This window comes from Streptomyces anthophorae (genome assembly GCF_049310305.1).
Taxonomy (GTDB): domain Bacteria; phylum Actinomycetota; class Actinomycetes; order Streptomycetales; family Streptomycetaceae; genus Streptomyces.
Genome location: NZ_JBLWQQ010000001.1, coordinates 2,824,224 through 2,842,630 on the forward strand (window position 1 = coordinate 2,824,224; position 18,407 = coordinate 2,842,630).

Here is an 18,407-nt window from a genome sequence, read left to right on the forward strand (position 1 = left end):
ATCAACGAAAGCGGTACATCAACGAAGGCGTGCACTGCGCGCTCGGCCTTCACTCGCGGGCGCCGTCAGCGGCTAGGCTCCGCGGTTCTGGGACGCCTGCATCAGCGTCCTGTAGTGGTCCTGCTCCGTCGTGTCGTACTGCTCGGCCATGGAATCGAGCTTCTCCCCGACGCCCTTCAGGCCCTCCGTGAGGTGCTCCAAAGAGTCGCGGATACCCGCGCTGATCGGCTTGTAGAAGTCGAGGATCGCAGTGGCGATCCCTGCCTCGTCATCGCCGAAGCCCTCTTCGTGCTCCTCGATCGCGTCGCCCGACTTCTTCGCCGCAGAACCGAACGTCTCAGCGAGCCGCGCGAATTCTCGCCCTATCGACTTCAGGACATCCGGATCGATATCGAATCCAGTACCGCCCGCCATGAGCCTTCCCCCTGCTGATCACGTTCCAGTTCCGGCTCCGCTGAGCCGGTGTCGTACTGTAGTCGACCGAATTCACAGGAGCGCACAATGCACCCACCCTTCACGTACCTGCCGTAGTGCCTCCACGCGAGCCCGCTACGGTGCGAACCCTCCCTTACCCGCCGCCCAGGGCCCAACAGGACTTTTCATATGACCTCCCCCGCCTTCTCCTCCCCTCCTCCGCCCCCAGAGCCTGCGGCCGAAACAGGAGTGACCACCCCCGTTCCCCCTTCCCCGATCGGGCGATGGTTCGGTGTCGCACTGTTGATCGCCGCGCTCGCTGTCATCTGGTACGGCTTCTCCACCGCCGCGATGTCGACAGGTGTCATCGGCACACGAGGCGACCTGACCATCAGCCAGTGCGAGACGACGTACGGCTCAGGCGGCTCGTCGCGCTCGCACAGCAGCCGCCCGAGCCACCGGGTCACCGAGCTCAGCTGCGCGGGGACGTTCCGCTCCTCCGACGGTGACGTCGTGGACAGGTCGGCGCGGCTCGTGCTCGACGGAGACTCGGGAAGCGGTGACGGCGACGCCATCGACAAGATCCGTGAGCAGGATTACGACCAGGGATACAAGAAGGGCTACGAGGTCCCAGTCAACCGCTCATCGGACGGCAGCCTGTACGTCACGAGCTGGCTGTCCGTCGCGAACTGTCTCTGCCTCGGCTTTCTCGCGCTGATCTTCCTCGGCTACAGCTTCACCTGCATCGCTGCCGGACACTTCCCGAAGAAGGGCGTCGGCCCCTCCTACTCCGAGGGCACCGCTACTTTGCCCAAGTGGCTTTCCGCCACGGAGTCCTGGCTGTGGGTGATCGGCGGCATCGGTCTCGTGCTCGCCATCGTCTTCCGTGTGCTGCTCATGTTCGGCGGCTTCGCGAGCCTGTTCTTCTGAACCTTCCCAGACTTCTGAGCCGTCCGAACCTGCCGTACTCGAACGGCTCTCCTCCAATGCGTCATGCCCTTCACTGGAGTCCATAGATGTTCAACCTTGCCGCCCGCACGGCGACCACGCGACGACGTATCGGTCGCCTGTGCGGGTGGGGACTGATCCTGGCCGCGCTGGCCTTCTCGGGAATCGGTGGCGTCGTCTGGCTGAACGACAGCGGGCGAATCGGCACCCACGGGACCCTCACCGTGGACCACTGCTACGAAGAGACGCACAGCAGCGGTTCCGGTCGGCATTCCCACCGCAGCACCTCGTGGGACTGCCGGGGCACATTCCGCTCCGATGACGGCTCGGTCACCGACGACGAGGCCGCAGTGAGCGGAGCGGGAAATCAGGCCGCAGGAGCCGAACTCTCCGTGCAGGGAACAAAGGGCTGGGGTTACGGGGCGACCGAGACGAACGAAGGCACCGTGTTCCTCGGCTTCGCTTTCATGGGGCTGGCCCCGTTCGCCTTCGGCCTGTTCTGTGTCCGTACCGGATACTGGCTCGCCAGGTGGTGCACGATCGGGGCCCGCGAGAGTTGGCGTACCACGCTCGGTACGAGCTGGCGTGTGCTGCTTGTCGCGCTGGTCGCGGTGTCCGTCGTCGGCTGCACCGTCTCCCTGGTGTCGTCTCAGGTACAGCTCTGACGCTCACCCCCACGTTAGGGTGCCCCGGCGGGTCGGGGGCGGGTGCCTGGAGGGTCCAGGTGGTGGTGCCGGTGGCCCGGGGAGTGGGTATTCGTGGCTTTTCGGAAGTTCCTCAGTTCGCTCGGTGTCGGTGCGCCCGAGGTCGAGACCACGCTCAGCGCGACCGCCGTACGGCCGGGGGATCAGCTGCACTGCAATGTGCGGCTCCAGGGCGGCTCCGTGGACATCGAGGTCGAGCGGGTCCGGATCGAGATCGTCACCCGGTTCGAGGACCGGGAGGAGACCGAGACCCTGTGGAGCAACCCGGGTGTCGTGAAGTCCCTTGTGCTGGGCGAGAAGTTCGAGCTGAAGGCCGGGGAGACGAAGGACGGGCAGGTCACGTTCGAGGTGCCGTGGGAGACCCCGTTGACGCACGTCCTGGGCGGGCGGCCGCTCAAGGGGGCGCGGGTCGCGGTGCGTACCGAGCTGACCGTCGACAACGCCGTGGACCGCGGGGACTTCGACGAGATCCAGGTGCACGCGCTGCCGGCGCAGGACGCGCTGCTCCAGGCGTACGCCAACCTCGGCTTCCGCTTCGACGAGGCGGAGGTGAAGAAGGGGACCCCGAGCGGCGGCCGGAACTCGCAGACCGATTACTGGCAGGAGATCGAGATGTGGTTCCCCTCCGACTACCGGCGTCCGGGCGGGCAGTTGGAGACCGTGTTCGTGGCGCGCCACGACTCGCTGGACCTGATCACCGGCCCGCACGGGCCGTACCCCTTCTCGTACAGCAACATCGATCTGCCCGCGTGGACCGCCTGGCTCGACCAGCATCTGCGGGCCACCTTCCAGCGGTGAACGCGTAACCCGTACGAGGGAGGGGGCCACGTCCGTGTCGGACGTGGCCCCCTCCCTCGTACTCGTACTGCCCTCGCCTACTGCGGCGGCGGCTGCTGCGTCGTCCAGCCGGACGGCAGGCCGCCGCCACCCGGCTGCTGAGGCGGCTGCTGCTGCGGCTGTTGGGGAGCCTGGGGCGGCTGCTGCTGCGGGTAGCCGTAGCCCTGCTGCTGCGGGGCCGCCGGCGGCTGCTGCTGGCCGTAGCCCTGCTGCTGCGGCGGGAAGCCGGCCGGGGGCATGCCCGGCTGCTGGCCTCCGTACATGCCGCCCGCCTGCATCTGCGCCTCCGCGCGCTGCGCGAAGTCCTCGGCGATCAGCGCCGCGATCTCGAAGTACGCCTCACGCGTCTTCGGGCGCATCATGTCGAGGTCGACCTCGGCGCCCGCCGCCAGGTGCTCGTCGAACGGGACGACGACCACGCCGCGGCAGCGCGTCTCGAAGTGGCTGACGATGTCGTCCACCTTGATCATCTTGCCGGTCTCGCGGACACCGGAGATGACCGTGAGGGAACGCTGGACCAGGTCCGCGTATCCGTGCGCCGACAGCCAGTCGAGGGTGGTGCTGGCGCTCGAAGCACCGTCGACGGACGGCGTCGAGATGATGACCAACTGGTCGGCCAGGTCCAGGACTCCGCGCATCGCGGAGTAGAGCAGACCGGTACCCGAGTCGGTGAGGATGATCGGGTACTGCTTGCCCAGGACGTCGAGCGCGGACCGGTAGTCGGCGTCGTTGAAGGACGTCGAGACGGCCGGGTCCACGTCGTTGGCGATGATCTCCAGGCCGGACGGGGCCTGCGAGGTGAACCGGCGGATGTCCATGTACGAGTGCAGGTGCGGGATGTTCTGGACCAGGTCGCGGATGGTCGCACCGGTCTCGCGACGCACACGGCGGCCGAGCGTGCCGGCGTCCGGGTTGGCGTCGATCGCCAGGATCTTGTCCTGGCGCTCCGAGGCGAGGGTCGCGCCGATCGACATCGTGGTCGTCGTCTTGCCGACGCCGCCCTTGAGGCTGATGACGGCGATCCGGTAGCAGGACATGACCGGCGTGCGCATCATCTGGAGCTTGCGCTGCCGCTCGGCCTCCGCCGCCTTGGCGCCCAGCTTGAACTTGCTGGGGCCCTTGTTGTTGTTCTTGCGCTTCGGCTGGTTGCGCAGGAGACGGTCGGAGCTGAGCTCGACCTGCGCGTTGTAGCCGAGGGGCGCGCCCGGCGCCGAACGCTGCTGGCCCGCACCCGGGTCCCAGCCCGCGCGCGGGTCGACGGCCGGCTGCGGATACGCGTTCGGGGCGGGCGCAGGCGCACCGGGAGCGGCCTGCTGACCCGGAGCCGGCTGGCCGGGGGCCGGCTGACCCGGGGCAGGCTGACCCTGCTGGGGCGGCTGGCCGTACGGAGCCTGCGGCGCGGGCGGCGCCTGGGCCGGGTCCTGGCCGGGAGCGGGCTGTGCCTGCGGCTGCGGCTGGCCCGGCTGCTGCTGTTGCGGCGGGTAGCCGTAACCCGGAGCCGGAGGCTGCGGATAGCCGTAACCACCCGCGGCCGGCGGCTGCGGAGCCGGCTGACCGGGGGCGGGCTGCTGCTGCGGAGGCTGCCCGTACGGGCCCGGCTGCTGCGGCGCGCCGTACGGGCCCGGCTGCTGGGGAGCGGGCTGCTGCGGAGCGGGCTGGCCGTACGGACCCGGCTGCTGCGGGGGCATCGGCTGACCCGGCTGGCCGGGAGCGGGCTGCGCCTGCGGCTGGGGCTGCGCCTGCGGCTGGCCCGGCTGCTGCTGTTGCGGCGGGTAGCCGTAACCCGGAGCCGGAGGCTGCGGATAGCCGTAACCACCCGCGGCCGGCGGCTGCGGAGCCGACTGACCGGGGGCGGGCTGCTGCTGCGCGGGCTGCGGATAGCCGTAACCGTCGGCCGTCGGCGGCTGCGGCGCGGCAGGAGCCGGCTGACCAGGGGCGGGCTGCTGCTGCGCGGGCTGCGGATAGCCGTAACCGCCGTCGGCGGGCGGCTGCGGCGCCGGGGCACCGGGAGCCGCGTGCGGCGCGACCGGCGCTGCCGGAGCGGCACTCTCCGGGGCCACGGGGGCACCCGGCGCTGCCGAACCGGCCGCAGCGGCCGCCTGGTTCACGTCTGCGGCGTCACCGGACGTCGCGGGCTCGGACGTCGCCGTCGCGGGCTCCGCACCGCCGTCGGTGTCGTCATCGTCATCGTCGTCCCCCCAGAGGTCACCCGTGGGATCGACGGACCCGGACCTGCGGCTCGACGCGGCCGGGTCGGCATCGGCGGCGGGCGGCGCGGCCGGTGCCGCCTCTCCCGCGGGAGCCGGAGCAGCCGGAGCCGGAGGAGCGGGAGGAGCCGGAGTCGTACCCGGACCTCCGAAGGTCGGGAACCCAGGAGCGGCCGGCGGCGGCGCGGAACCCTCGGACGAGGGAACCGGCGCGGGCTGCGGAGGAGGAGTCGCGCCCCCTGTCGTGTCGGACGAGGGGGTCGCGGGCGTGCCGGACGGCGGCGTCGCACTCGATTCGCTTGGCTGCGCGTACCAGGACGGCGCGTCGAAATCGAGCCGGAACTCTCCCGTCAGCTCCGTCTCGATCGAACCGTCGCCGGGGTCCGGGTTCCGCTGGTCCCGGTCACTGGTCACTGTGCCTCCTGGTCTCTGCTGTGCACCTGAACGACCGGTTCCGGCGGGACCTGGTGGGTCGCGCGTCGTCGCCCCCGACCGTCGCAGCGGCCCCGCGTCACTTGCGTCTCAGCCGTTCGTCCGGACAGCGTAAACGGTTCGGGGCGGCCTCCGTAAAGGCGGTACGTCTCACGTACCCGTCGGTACACGTCGCGTACCCGCTCTCTACGGGGCCACCCCACGCTCTTCGGGGCCACCGGCCCCACGCCCGGTCCGCCGGGCGTCAGTCCATCCGGCGCGGGCCGCCGAGCAGCCCGGTCTCCGGTTCCGTCGGCTGCACCATCACGAACTGGCGCTTGTCGCCCGCGATCCAGAGCATCGTCGCGTCGCTGAGCGTCGGCAGCGTCTGGGTGAGCTGCTCGGGAAGGCGCAGCACCCGGCCGATGGCCTCGGCCTCCTGCGGGGACAGGTTCTGCAACCCGATGACGTCGGCGCGGGCGAGCAGTCGCGGCGCGCGCGGGCCGAGGAACGGGACGACGGTCAGCGTCGACTGCCACGGCGTGGGCGCGATCTGGGAGCGGCCGGGCTGCGCGCCCAGGTCCCGTACAACGAGGACCGGGCTGGCGACCGACGCGCCCTGCGCGGCCATCTGGCGCGGCTCGTAGACCGAGACGCACTGGAGTCCGCCGCCCGCGGCCTGCGCCATCGGCGCCCACGCGGCGGGCCGCACCGACTCGACGGCGATGCGGGCGCCGATGGCCGCGGTGCGCAGCGCGATGATCTGCGCGGTCCACATCGAGCCGACGACGACGATCTCGCGGGGCTTCGGCCGCAGCACGTCGAGGACGGCGGGGCTGCCCTGCGGGTCGACGCCGATGACGACGCCGTCATCACCCACGCTCACGCCGAGCGAGCCGAGCGACTTCTTCGGCATGACGTGCCGACGGCGGCGCGGTCCGCGCAGCCCGTAGCCGGGGCTGGTGAACTCCTCCTCGAACTCCGCGAAGTCGTCCTCGTTCGCGGGGTCCTCGGGGAGCGCCCGGTGCGTGGGCCGGCCGGAGCCGACCTCCGGCGCGGGCGCGTACGTCATGGTGGTGCCGGTGGCGGGGGCCGCCTGCTGCGGCACCTGGGCGATGCCGCCGACGACGCCCTGGGACGGGTCCTGCGGCTGCTGGTCCGGCGCCTGCGCGTACTGCTGCTGGGCGGCCGCCTGCTGCTGGGCCGCGAGCTGTTGCTGCTGCGCCATCTGCTGCTGGCGCTGCTGGTCCTCCCACTCGCGGCGGCGGGCCTCGGCCTCCTCCGCGCGGCGCTGCTCCTCCTGGTAGCGGGCGCGCAACTGCTGCTGCTCCGCGGCGTGCTGGGCCGCGGCGGCCTGCTGCTGGGCGGCGGCCTGCTGCTGCGCGGCCTGTTCCGCGGCGGCCTGCTGGGCGGCAGCCTGCTGCTGGGCGGCCTGCTGGTGCGCCACCTGCTCGGGGGTGGGCTGCTGTTGCTGGGGGTAGCCGTAGCCACCCGCCTCGGGGGTGGGCTGTTGCTGCTGCGGGTAGCCGTAGCCACCCGCCTCGGGAGTGGGCTGCTGCTGTTGCTGCGGATAGCCGTAGCCGCCCGCCTCGGGAGTCGGCTGCTGTTGCTGCTGTTGCGGGTAGCCGTAGCCGTCCGGCTGCTGGGCGGCGGCCTGCTGCGCCTCCCACTGCCTGCGCCGCTCCGCCGCCTCCGCGGCACGCTGCTGCTCCGCGTGCTGCTCCGGCGTCAACTGCTGCTGCGCCTGCTGCTGTTGCTGTTCCTGCTGCGGGTAGCCGTACCCGCCCTGCTGCTGGGCGGCGGCCTGCTGCGCCTCCCACTGCCTGCGTCGCTCCGCCGCCTCCGCGGCGCGGCGCTCCTGCTCTGCGTGCTGCTCGGGCGTCATCTGCTGGCGGGGGTCCTGGTTGCCGGGGGTGCTCATCAGCGCGTGCCTCCGAGGGGAAGGGTGGCGAGGAGGCCGGGCAGCTGTTCCCGGTCGAGACGGACGAGGCCGGCCTTGAGGCCGGAGGCGGCGCGCTCGAGTTCGCGCTTGGCCTGACCGAGTTCGTTCTCACTCCGCGCCGAGAGGCGCACGTGCCCGCTGACCGCGACGTCCTCACGGCCCGCGCGCGCGAGGGCGACGCTGAACGTCGTCGCGAGCGTACGGGTGGTGGACAGGCCGGACGCGAGCGCGCCGAGCGGCGTGCCACCGCGGCCGAGCTGCGGCCAGGTACCGATCCAGTACGAGGCGTGCCAGCGGTCGTCGCACCGCCAGGCGCGCACGCTCTCCTCGGTACGCGGACCCGAACGGCCCTGCTGCGACTGGGCGTTGAGGTTGGCGCGCGGGTTGACGCAGGTCGCGACGGAGAGCGCGGAGAGCACGGCGTTCTCGTCGAGGACCTCGGCGACGAAGCCCCGTCCGTTGAGCCGGCTGATCAGCTGGTCGGCGGCGCGCAGCAGGGCGCGCTGGGCGCCGCGCAGGTCGCCGCCGCGGGCCTCGACGGCCTCCGGGCACAGCTCGGGGTCGAGCTTGAGCGCCACCCACGTCATCCGGACCGCCGGGGTGCCGGCCTGCGCCTGGAGCGCGGCGTACGCCTGCGCGGCGAGGGCCTGCGGCGGCAGATGCGGGGCGGGCGCGGGCTGGGTGTACTGCACCAACTGCACCGATTCGAGGTGGATGTCCTCGACGTCCAGGGCGTCGGCCAGCAGCTCGACGGGCAGCGGCCGCGCGTCACCCTGCGGGCGCAGCGGCCCGGGCGCGGAGTCCACCTGAACGAGTGCCGTCAGGAACGAGCCGTCGCCGACGAAACCGACGAGGCGCCGGTCCCGGGCCTCGTACTCGTACGTGCGCAGGCTCGGGTCGGCTTCGAGGAGCGGCGCGAATCCGCTGTCGATGTCGGCGGGCGGCGGCCCGTTGAAGGCGCGGCGGCGGCGCTTGAGGGCGCGGCCGATCGCCATCCACTCGGGCAGCGGGTGGCGGCGGCGCCGGCCGAGCTGAAGGAAGACGAGCAGCCCGCCGACGATGGCGGCGGGCACCATCAGCACTGCCTTGATCGCGGCGGCCGCCACGACGAGGGCCAGCGCGATCTCGATGATCACCAAGTGGTGCGTGCTGATCGGTCCGAAGCTGCCGGTCTTGCGAGGCAGCTTCGGCCTCACCGGACCTGCGGCCTGCTGCTGCGGCTCCGGAGCGACCTGCGCGGTACGGCTACCACGCCCGCCGCGTCCGCCCTGCCCGCCCGGTCGACCGGTGGGGCGGCCGCCGGAACGGCCCCCTCCGCGGCGCCCGTTCGGGGCCGGTCGCCCCTGATTGCCGCGCTGTCGGGTCCTGCTGGCGCTGGACATCCCCCGCCCTGCTCCTTCGCTCGCTGCTGTGATGATTCGTGATGGCCGGCTGGGTTGAATCGGTCGTTATCGGACCGCCCCGGGCCATCGGGACCCAACGTCGGCTGGCGCGTGGAAAAACCGTACCCGTACGCTACGGCCCGATCACCACACGGCATAGTAGAGGCCCGTGCGGCGCATGCGCCGGGGGTGGTCGAGAAGTGGGCCAGCAGCAATAGTCCAGCACGGTCCAGCGAGGACGGGGAGAAAACGTAACGATGGCATCACGTCGTGATGAGCTGAATGCCTACAATTTCGCACGCAAGCGGACCGTTGCCGCTTTTCTCAAACCACTCCCCAATGGATCGGTGGACAGCGCCCCGCGGCCGCTCAAGCACGCGGTCCCGGGCATCGTCATGGCCGTGGTGGTCCTTGCGGGCTTCGGCGCCTGCGGCATGATCAGCCCGGTGGCGCCCAAGGGTTGGGACACACCCGAGGCCGGGATCATCGTCACCGATCCGTCGGCGACTCGATACGTCGTACTCAAGTCGGACAAGAAGGATAAGAACGGCAAGGACAAGCCTGTCCTGCACCCCGTCCTCAACCTCGCGTCCGCGAAGCTTCTGTTGAACCCGAAAAACAGCGGTGAGGGTTCCGTGAAGACCGTCAAGGAGAAGTTCCTCGACGAATCGAATATCGCCCAGGGCTCGATGGTCGGAATTCCGTACGCCCCCGACCGAATGCCGAACGACAAGGACGCGGGCACCGCAAAGGTGTGGGCGCTGTGCCAGCAGGCGATCGGCGGCGCCGACGCGATGTCCACGTCCACGCAGCAGACCGTGTTCGTCCTCGACAAGGACGACGCGAAGAAGGTCACGTCGAAGAGCTCGGGCAAGGTGGGCTCCGACCAGGCCCTGTACGTCCAGGACGAGTCCAGGACTCCGTACCTCGTGAGCAGCCGCGGCGTGGCGTACAAGCTCCAGGCGGGACAGGGCGGCAGCCTCGACTCCCTCGTCCGCACCCTGTTCGGCAACAGCGCCCAGCCGCGCACCGTCACCGACGACTGGCTGGCCACGCTCAACCAGAGCCGCCAGCCGATCAAGCTGCCCTACCTGCCGGGCGACGGCCAGCCCTCCAACGCGACCGGCGTGCCGCCCAAGTTCCGCACCACCGGCACGCTCCTGAAGACCAACGGCGGCGACCACTACCTCGTCGAGCAGGACAAGGTCGTCCCCGTCACCGCCTTCCAGGCGAAGCTGCTCCGGGAGACGCTCCGCGACTCCACCCCGCAGATCATCCAGGAGCCCGAGCTCCAGCGGGACAGGGGCGCACACATGCAGGGCGCCGACACCTGGCCCACCGAGGCCGTGTCGCTCGCCAACGGCGGCTCGAACGACACCTCCTGCTCCGTCTACAACGGCGGCAAGTCGACCAACCTGAGCACCTGGGCCGGCTCCTCCCTGCCCATCACCTCGGTCGCGTCGAGCGCGTCCTCCTACGTGAGCCCGGGCAGCGGCCTGCTCTACCAGGAGGAGGAGGGCCAGTCCGCCAGCGGCTTCAACTACCTGGTCACCGACACCGGCCTGCGCTACTACCTTCCCGTGAACAACGACTCCGGCAAGGACGGGTCGGGTTCGGAGAAGGAAGAGGTCGGCAGGGCGCAGATCCGCCTCGGCTACGAGAAGACGCGCAAGGTGTCGGTCCCCTCCCAGTGGTCCAAGCTGCTGCCGTCCGGGCCCGATCTGACGACCAAGGCCGCCGAGCAGACGCAGAACTCCTGACGCGGAACTCCTGACGCCGCATCGCCGGCGCAGAACTCATAGGGGGAACAGAGACCGTGGCACCCACCATGGCACCCATCGTCGCCGCTCGACGCACGGCCGCGGCGCTCGCGGCGACGACCGTACTCGCCTGCCTGACCGTGACGCCCGCCGTCGCGGACGACGGCACCCAACTGGCTTCCACCGACTGCCAGTTCGGCGGCAACGTCATCAAGGGCACGCCGTGGTCGCTGCAGCGCGTCATCCCGGAGCAGCTGTGGGAGGGCAAGAAGCTCAAGGGCGACGGCCAGACCGTGGCCGTCATCGACACGGGCGTCGACACCAAGAATCCGCAGCTGACGGGGAAGGTCCTCAGCGGCAAGTCGTTCGCGAAGGGCAAGGGCAAGGCCACGACCGACGGCGTCGGCCACGGCACGAAGGTGGCCGGCATCATCGCGGCCTCCCCGATCACCGGTTCGGGCTTCCACGGTCTGGCTCCGCACGCCAAGATCCTGCCGCTCCAGACGAGCACGGCGGAGGAGGGCGGCAACCTGGCGACCATGATCGACGCCATCAATGCCGCCGTCTCGGGCGGCGCCAAGATCATCAACATCTCGCAGGGCACGACGGCGAACGTGTCCAAGCTCGCCCCCTTGCAGGCCGCGGTGAACAACGCCGAGGACAAGGGCGTCCTCATCGTCGCCTCGGCCGGCAACAGCGGCTCGTCCGGCAAGGCCTCGGACACCTACCCGGCGGCCCTCAAGAACCCGAACGTCCTGTCCGTCGCCGCCTCCGACCGGAACAACGAACGCGCCCCGTTCTCCACGCCGAACAAGCACGTGGACATCGCGGCGCCCGGCGTCGACATGGTCTCGACGGTCCCCCAGGGCGGCCAGTGCGTCGACCAGGGAACGTCGTTCGCCGCCCCGTACGCGGCCGGGGTGGCCGCCCTGCTCAAGCAGAAGCACCCCGACTGGAAGCCCGAAGAGATCATCTGGCACCTCGAGGACACCGCTTCGCGCTCGCACGCGTACCGCGACAACAACATCGGCTGGGGCGTCATCGACCCCGTGGCGGCCGTCAAGGACGAGACCCCGCCGGCCCAGCAGATCACCAACGAGGACCTGCAGGGCGCGACGGCCGCGGGCCCCGGCGGCGAAAAGATCACCGCCGCGAAGCTGACGCTGGGCGAGACCCCTGCGGAGCGCAACTCCCGCTACGGCACGTACCTGGTGATCGGCGGCGGCATCGGCCTCGCGGTGATCGCGGCGGGGGCGATGGCGCGGCGGGACTGGTTGCGGCGGCGGGGCGAGGACGTTCTGTGAGGGAAACTGTGCTCGACTTGTGAGTTCAGTGTGCGGGGAGCGATCCTAGAGAAGCTGCCTGCGTACTGAACTGCGCGCGGCACAACAGCATTTCGGGGAGAACGGGGAAGGCGGCCTGCGATGGCTGATGGTGGTTACGAGGTCGATCTTGACGCCCTTGACCAGGTGGTCAAGGAGCTGAATCAGGTCCTCAGCGATATGAGTGGACCGAAGGACAAGGCGAAGTACGGGACGTACATCCCGGAAGGAGCCTTGGGCGTTGACTTCTCTGAGGCGAGTGAGCTGTACAACGCGCACGGGGACATGAAGCAGAAGATCGAAGTCGAGATGATCGCGAAAATCGAGAAGCTCGTCGACAAGTTCGGCAAGAAGACGGACACGGCTCGGGGCAAGTACCAGGACGCCGAGGCCGACAACGCGGTCAAGCAGACCGGTGACTCTGGCGTCGCGAACCGCAACGCCTGAAGGGGGACGGGGAGATGGTGGCTGACGCGCCGTCGGGCGGCGGCTTGAGTGGCACTGGGTCGGGCAAGGGCTGGGACACCCACTTCAACCAGCACGACCTCGACAAACTGAAGCAGATGGTCGCGGATGCCAAGCCGCAGACGGTCAAGGAAGTCGCACAGAACTGGACCGAGGTCCACGAGCACCTCGTGGGCTCCGACGGCAGCGGCGGCCTCAAGCAACAGTTCGACAACGCGGTGAAGAAGGTCCTGGAGAAGTGGAAGGGCTCATCCGCGGACAAGTTCAAGCAAGAGGCTGACAAGATCAGCCAGGAGATGGCCAAGGGCGGCAACTTCGCCCAGCTCGCAGGCAAGGCGATGGACAACTCCGCGGACAACCTCTACAAGATCCAGGATCAGGTCCAGAGCATCGACGTCAGTTGGTGGGACGAGGCCTGGGACACCGCGACGGACATGTTCACCAACATGTCCGCCAAGGACTTCGCCATGATGCTCGCCAACCCCGCCACGCAGCTGTACACCGAATACCAGCTGTACCAAAGCGTCCGGAGCTCCGGCAGCAGCATCGATGCCGACCTCGCCAGCGGCATGGACACCCAGGCCGTCATGGACAAGTGGGGCGACAAGATGGGCGCCAAGAGGCAGGCGGCGCTCCAGGCTGCGACACACATGGAGCAGTTGGGGAACGTCTACAAGACGAATGCCCAGCAGCTCAATGGTGATGACACCCGCTACAAGCCGCCGGAGGTCCCGAACAAGCCCGACATCAAGGGCCCCGGCGACATGAATGTCCCCGGGGCCGGCGGCACCAACCCGGGTATCAGCGGCGGCACAGGCATCGGCGGAGGCGGAGCCGGCCAGGGCATCCCCGGCTTCGACGCGAACGGCCTGAAGCCACCGACCACTTCGGGCGCCGCTCCGTCCCAGATCGGTACGGACCTGGACAGCGCAGCACCCGGCCTCACCGGCGGCCCGGGTTCCGCGACCGGAGCGGGTAGCGGTCTCGGGGCCGGCGGTGGAATTGGCGGTGGCGCCGGTGCCGGTGGAGCCGGTCTGGGCGGCGGCATGGCCGGTGGCATGGCGGGCGGACTCGCCGGCGGCGCGGCGGGGCTTGCCCGTGGGGCAGGCGGCGGTGCGGCCGGACGTTCTGGAATGGCTGGCCGAGGTACCGGCGCTGGCGCAGGTCGAGGCACGGGCGCCGGCCGCGGTATGGGCGGCATGGGCGGCGGAGCCCATGGCGCCGGCGGCGCGGGCAAGGGCGGTCTCGGCGGCAAGACCGGCGCAGGCGCACGCCTGAAGGGCGGCGTGGTCGGCGGAGCCAAGGGCAAGACCGGCGGGGCATTCACCCCCGGCGGTTCGGGCCTCCGCAACCGTGGCGCAGGCGCGGGCGGTGCCGGCGCCGCAGGCAAGGGCCAGAACGGCCGCAACGGCTTCGGTCCCGCCGGAGCCGCCGGCGGACGCGGCGCCGGAAAGGGGCGCGGCGAGGGCGGCAACAACAGCCGTCTCCCCGATTACCTCGTCGAGGACGAGAGCACCTGGAAGCCGAAGGACCGCAAGGCCAACCCGCCCGTCATCGAGTAACCAGATACCGTTCGTGGGGCCCACGACCATTCCGGTCGTGGGCCCCATGCACATCAGCCCGGAATTCACCACGAAAGGTGTCAGAGCATGCGCTTCGCGCACAGGACGCTACGCGCGATCGGCGGCGCGGCCATGGTGGGAGCCCTGGTGCTCGGCACCGCATCGGCCGCATCGGCGGACGCGACCAGAAACGACCAGTGGCAGAACAAGGCGTTCGACATCGACGCCATCCACAAGGTCGCCACGGGCAAGGGCGTCACCGTCGCCGTACTCGACGACGGTGTGGACGGCAATCAGGCCGACCTGACAGGCAGTGTTCTCCCCGGTAAGCGGTGCAAGGACGGGCAGCCCGCCAACCGTGAAATCAGCGACGACCATGGCACAGGCATGGCATCGCTGATCGCGGGCCACGGCCACGGATCAGGGAACAGCCAGGGCATGCTGGGAATGGCTCCGGACGCCAAGATTCTTCCCATCGACATCTTTTCCGCTGATGGCAGCGAGGGCGACGATTCCGGAATCGGGCGGAAGACGGCGTGCACCAAGCCAGAAGCCATTCGGTACGCCGTTGATCAGGGCGCCGACGTCATCAGCATGTCGCTCGACCAGGGCTTTGCCGGTCAGGACTCGAAGGAAGCCGTCGCTTACGCACTCGCGCACAACGTCGTCCTGGTGCTCTCCTCCGGCAATGACGGAGTCGAGGACAACGGCGGACTCGGCTCCGTCCCTGGCGTCGTCCAGGTAGGCGCCTCGACCCAGAGCGGGACCCCCTGGGAAGAGTCGAGCTACTCGAAGCACCTGCTCTTCACTGCGCCTGGCAAGAGCATCACGGTGGCCACCGCCAACGGCGACTACGTGGACGCCGACGGCAACAGTCAGAAGGGCGACTACCTCACCACCGATGGCACCTCGATGTCCGCCGCCATCGCCTCCGGCACCTTCGCCCTCCTCAAGCAGAAGTACCCGGACTACACCCCTGGCCAACTGGTCAACCGCGTCACCAAGTCGACCTACATCGCCAAGGGTGTCGACAAGTCGAAGCTCCCTGACAAGGTCCACGGCTACGGCGACCTGAGCCCGCTCAAGGCCCTCACCGCCAACATCCCCAAGGGCGGCGCCAACGGACCCTGGGATCTGTCGTCCCTCCCCAAGGCCTCCGGCAGCGACAGCGGCAAGGCAGCCGGCGACGGCTCCGCCCCCAGCGCCTCTTCCTCGGACGACGACAGCTCGAACACGCTGCTCTACGTGGGCATCGGCATCGGCGCACTCGTCGTCATCGCGGTGATCGTCATCATCGTCGTCGTTTCCCGCAACAAGAACAACCGCGGCGGCCCGGGCGGGCCTGGCGGACCCGGTGCTCCCGGCACCATGCCCCCGCCCGCCTACCAGCAGGGCGGCTACCCGCCCCAGCCGCAGCAGCCCGGCCCCTACGGCCAGCAGCAGCCCCCGCCGTGGGGTCCCCCGCGCCAGTAAGCACTGACCGGCCGCACGCTGCACACGCCCAGCGACACCGTGAGGCCCGTGACCGCCCACCCGCGGTCACGGGCCTCATGCATGAGGCCGCGGCGTCGAGTCACGAGCTTGGAACCAACCCAGAAAGGTGTCAGAGCATGCGCTTCGCGCACAGGACGCTCCGCGCGATTGGCGGCGCGGCCATGGTGGGAGCCCTGGTGCTCGGCACCGCACAGGCCGCATCTGCGGACGCGGCCCGCGACGATCAGTGGCAGAACAAGGCGTTCGACATCAACGCCATCCACAAAGTCGCCACCGGCAAGGGCGTCACCGTCGCCGTACTCGACGACGGCGTGGACGGCTCGCACCCAGACCTCACGGGCAGTGTCCTTCCTGGAGAGCGCTGCAAGGATGGCCAGCCAGCGAACAAGGAAACACTCGACGACCACGGCACCGCGATGTCCTCGCTGATCGCGGGCCACGGTCATGGGGCCGGCAACGGCCAGGGCATTCTCGGGCTCGCCCCGGACGCCGAGGTCCTCCCCATCGACATCTTCGAGAACGAAGGCGGCCCTGTCGGCGCCGACAACCCACATGCCTGTGAATGGGACGAGGCAATCAAGTACGCCGTCGACCAGGGCGCCGATGTCATCAACATCTCCGTCGGCCAGGACTACGCGGACGAAGTGGACAAGAAAGCCATCGCTTACGCCTTGGACCACCACGTGGTTGTCGTCCAAGGCTCAGGCAACGACGGCGTCGAAGAGAAGAGGGGCCTCGGCTCCGTCCCCGGGGTCGTCCAGGTCGGCGGCTCCACGCAGGACGGCAACCGCTGGGACGACGACAACGGCGCCTCGAACTACTCCAAGCAACTGATGTTCACCGCCCCCGCAAAGAGCCTCATCATGGCCACTGCGAACGGCGACTTCGAGGACGCCGACGGCAATTCCCACAAAAGCGACTACCTCACCACCGACGGCACCTCCATGTCGACCGCCATCGCCTCCGGCACCTTCGCCCTCCTCAAGCAGAAGTACCCGGACTACACCCCCGGCCAACTGGTCAACCGCGTCATCAAGTCGACCTACATCGCCAAGGGCGTCGACAAGTCGAAGCTCCCCGACGCGTACCACGGCTACGGCGACCTGAGCCCGCTCAAGGCCCTCACCGCCAGCATCCCCAAGGGCGACGCGAACGGCCCCTGGGACCTGTCGTCCCTCCCCAAGGCTTCGGGTGACGAGTCCGGTGAGGCCCCGACCCCCGCCTCCGGCAACGCCTCCAGCTCGTCGGAGGACGACAGCTCCAACATGCTCCTCTACGTCGGCATCGGCATCGCCGCGCTCGTCGTCATCGTGGTGGTCGTCGTGATCGTCGTCGTCTCCCGCAACAAGAACAACCGCGGCGGCCCGGGCGGCCCCGGCACCATGCCCCCACCCGCCTACCACCAAGGTGGCTACCCGCCCCAACCCACCTACCAGCAGGGCGGCTACCCGCCCCAGCCCCCACCGCAGCCCGGCCCCTACGGCCAGCAGCAGACCCCGCCGTGGGGTCCCCCACGCCAATAGGTGCCGGCCGGCCTGCGTGCTGGAGTTCGGGTGAGTGCCCGTCGATTCCCGACTGCCGTCGGCCGACTCTCGCTAAGCTGAGGGTGTTTGCCATGAAGTGACGGAAAGGGCTGGTGCGGCGTGGGGACCACAGGCGAGACGCCGGAGGAGATCGAGGCCCGTAAGGAGCGCGAGAAGAACGAGTTGTACGCGCTCGACATCTCCGGTGTCACGTGGGAGAGCGCGCCCGGGACCGAGGGGGACGAGGAGCGCGTCGAGATCGCCAAGCTGCCGGGCGGCGCCGTGGCGATGCGTTCGTCGCTGGAGCCGGAGACGGTGCTGCGGTACACCGAGGCGGAGTGGACGGCGTTCGTACTCGGCGCCCGGGACGGGGAGTTCGACCTGGAACCGGCTCCGCGCAATGGTGGTGCGGAGGTCTAGTAGCCGTACCCGTACGTACCTGTCGTAGCAGGCTGCGTCGGCAGGTCCGCGTCCAGCACCGATGCCGCCTGGTGCGCCAGCGCGGCGACGAGGCGGGCCGGCAGCCAGCCGGGGGTGAGGAGCGTCGAGGCGTGGTCGGTCGAGCCGAAACCGGCGGGGCGCGCCGCACCACCAGCGCTCAACTCGGCCACCATGTCCGCCAGTTGAGGACGCTGCACCGGGTCACGGGACAGGCATCTGCTCACCAGTGAGCGCAGCGACGCCGGGAGTTCGTCGCGCTCGGGCACCGTGTGGCCCGTCGCCGCGTACGCGAGGGTCGCGCCCAGTCCGTACACGTCGCCGAGCGGGCGCGGCTGTCCGCCCGCCGCCTGTTCCGGCGCGAGGGCCGTGACGTCGATGCCCGGCAGGTCGCGTCGTACCGCTCCGTCGGGTGCCGCCGCCCGTACCGCCCCGAAGCAGTCGAGGCGCGGGCCGTCGAAGGAGAGCAGCACGGCCGCCGGGGAGAGCCCGGCGTGGACGAGGCTCTGGCCGTGGATGACGGACAGCGTCTCGGCGAGGGCGACGCCGAGTGCGCGCACGGTGCGCTCCGGGAGCGGGCCGCCGTGGAGTGCGAGCGCGGTGGGCAGCGGCAGTACGGGGACGTAGGGGCGCGTGTGCCAGGGGGCTCCGCCGGGCGGGGCGAGTTCGACGGTCGGCAGGGTCCAACTGCCCAGCAGGTAGCGCGCCGCGTCGGCCTCCGCCATGAAGCGGTTCGGGTCGACACCGGGGGCCGGGGCGCTCAGCAGGACCGTGCGGTCGCCGTCGGGCGTGCGGGCGATGGAGCGGGCCGCGGGCGCCGCGCCCTCCTGATCGATGGACGTGAGCAGCAGATACGGGCCCACCTGCCGGCCGCCCCCGCCCCTGACGCTGTGCACGTGCGATCACTCCCCCGATACGAAACCCGATGCGAAAACCCGATACGAAACCCGATGCGAACAAGGCCCCTGCCCCACCGGCGCTCTCTCGCCGCTCTCTCG

Annotated in this window: 15 protein-coding genes; 10 read left to right on the forward strand and 5 right to left on the reverse strand. The window is 70.1% G+C overall.

The window, feature by feature from the left end; all coding sequences use genetic code 11:
• Nucleotides 1-72: 72 nt before the first annotated feature.
• The gene (locus tag ACNYS0_RS12535) at nucleotides 73-414 is read right to left on the reverse strand and encodes a hypothetical protein (protein ID WP_422473280.1); all 342 of its coding nucleotides are present in this window, start codon (nucleotides 412-414) and stop codon (nucleotides 73-75) included.
• Nucleotides 415-663: 249 nt separating this feature from the next.
• On the opposite strand from ACNYS0_RS12535, the gene ACNYS0_RS12540 reads away from it, so the two are divergent.
• The 3 genes from ACNYS0_RS12540 (at nucleotide 664) to ACNYS0_RS12550 (ending at nucleotide 2,864) form a co-directional block, all read left to right on the forward strand.
• On the forward strand, nucleotides 664-1,344 hold the full coding sequence (locus tag ACNYS0_RS12540) for a hypothetical protein (RefSeq protein WP_422473281.1): 681 nt from the start codon (nucleotides 664-666) through the stop codon (nucleotides 1,342-1,344).
• 86 nt (nucleotides 1,345-1,430) lie between these two features.
• Nucleotides 1,431-2,027 carry a hypothetical protein gene (locus tag ACNYS0_RS12545; RefSeq protein ID WP_422473283.1) on the forward strand — a complete coding sequence of 199 codons (597 nt, stop codon included), beginning with the start codon at nucleotides 1,431-1,433 and terminating at the stop codon, nucleotides 2,025-2,027.
• Between the two features lie 93 nt (nucleotides 2,028-2,120).
• Nucleotides 2,121-2,864: a sporulation protein gene (locus ACNYS0_RS12550; RefSeq protein WP_422473284.1), complete on the forward strand. Its 744-nt coding sequence runs from the start codon at nucleotides 2,121-2,123 to the stop codon at nucleotides 2,862-2,864.
• 77 nt (nucleotides 2,865-2,941) lie between these two features.
• On the opposite strand, the gene ACNYS0_RS12555 is transcribed toward ACNYS0_RS12550, so the two are convergent.
• From ACNYS0_RS12555 to eccE, 3 genes are all read right to left on the reverse strand, one after another.
• Nucleotides 2,942-5,524, reverse strand: coding sequence for an AAA family ATPase (locus ACNYS0_RS12555; protein ID WP_422473286.1), 2,583 nt, complete (start codon nucleotides 5,522-5,524; stop codon nucleotides 2,942-2,944).
• 262 nt (nucleotides 5,525-5,786) lie between these two features.
• Entirely contained in the window at nucleotides 5,787-7,442 is a 1,656-nt protein-coding gene (locus ACNYS0_RS12560; RefSeq protein WP_422473288.1) for a hypothetical protein, read from the reverse strand.
• On the reverse strand, nucleotides 7,442-8,845 hold the full coding sequence (gene eccE, locus ACNYS0_RS12565) for a type VII secretion protein EccE (protein WP_422473290.1): 1,404 nt from the start codon (nucleotides 8,843-8,845) through the stop codon (nucleotides 7,442-7,444). Before eccE ends, ACNYS0_RS12560 begins: the two co-directional genes overlap by 1 nt.
• Before the next feature lie 257 nt (nucleotides 8,846-9,102).
• Between eccE and eccB the strand changes: the two genes are divergently transcribed.
• From eccB to ACNYS0_RS12600, 7 genes are all read left to right on the forward strand, one after another.
• Nucleotides 9,103-10,605, forward strand: a complete 1,503-nt coding sequence (eccB, locus tag ACNYS0_RS12570; RefSeq protein ID WP_422473291.1) for a type VII secretion protein EccB — start codon at nucleotides 9,103-9,105, stop codon at nucleotides 10,603-10,605.
• Nucleotides 10,606-10,661: 56 nt separating this feature from the next.
• Nucleotides 10,662-11,909, forward strand: coding sequence for a type VII secretion-associated serine protease mycosin (mycP, locus tag ACNYS0_RS12575; RefSeq protein WP_422473293.1), 1,248 nt, complete (start codon nucleotides 10,662-10,664; stop codon nucleotides 11,907-11,909).
• 120 nt (nucleotides 11,910-12,029) lie between these two features.
• Complete coding sequence (locus ACNYS0_RS12580; RefSeq protein WP_422473295.1) at nucleotides 12,030-12,374, forward strand: hypothetical protein; 345 nt, start codon at nucleotides 12,030-12,032, stop codon at nucleotides 12,372-12,374.
• Nucleotides 12,375-12,388: 14 nt separating this feature from the next.
• A complete protein-coding gene (locus ACNYS0_RS12585) occupies nucleotides 12,389-13,954 on the forward strand; it encodes a hypothetical protein (RefSeq protein ID WP_422473296.1) in 1,566 nt (521 codons plus the stop codon).
• An 87-nt stretch (nucleotides 13,955-14,041) separates the two neighbouring features.
• A complete protein-coding gene (locus ACNYS0_RS12590; protein WP_422473298.1) occupies nucleotides 14,042-15,427 on the forward strand; it encodes a S8 family peptidase in 1,386 nt (461 codons plus the stop codon).
• A gap of 137 nt (nucleotides 15,428-15,564) precedes the next feature.
• Entirely contained in the window at nucleotides 15,565-16,971 is a 1,407-nt protein-coding gene (locus ACNYS0_RS12595) for a S8 family peptidase (RefSeq protein WP_422473299.1), read from the forward strand.
• Between the two features lie 120 nt (nucleotides 16,972-17,091).
• Entirely contained in the window at nucleotides 17,092-17,391 is a 300-nt protein-coding gene (locus ACNYS0_RS12600; protein WP_422432346.1) for a DUF397 domain-containing protein, read from the forward strand.
• Here ACNYS0_RS12600 and ACNYS0_RS12605 read toward each other — a convergent pair.
• The gene (locus ACNYS0_RS12605) at nucleotides 17,388-18,305 is read right to left on the reverse strand and encodes a protein kinase family protein (RefSeq protein WP_422473301.1); all 918 of its coding nucleotides are present in this window, start codon (nucleotides 18,303-18,305) and stop codon (nucleotides 17,388-17,390) included. The two genes, ACNYS0_RS12600 and ACNYS0_RS12605, sit on opposite strands and share 4 nt — an antisense overlap.
• Nucleotides 18,306-18,407: the final 102 nt, after the last annotated feature.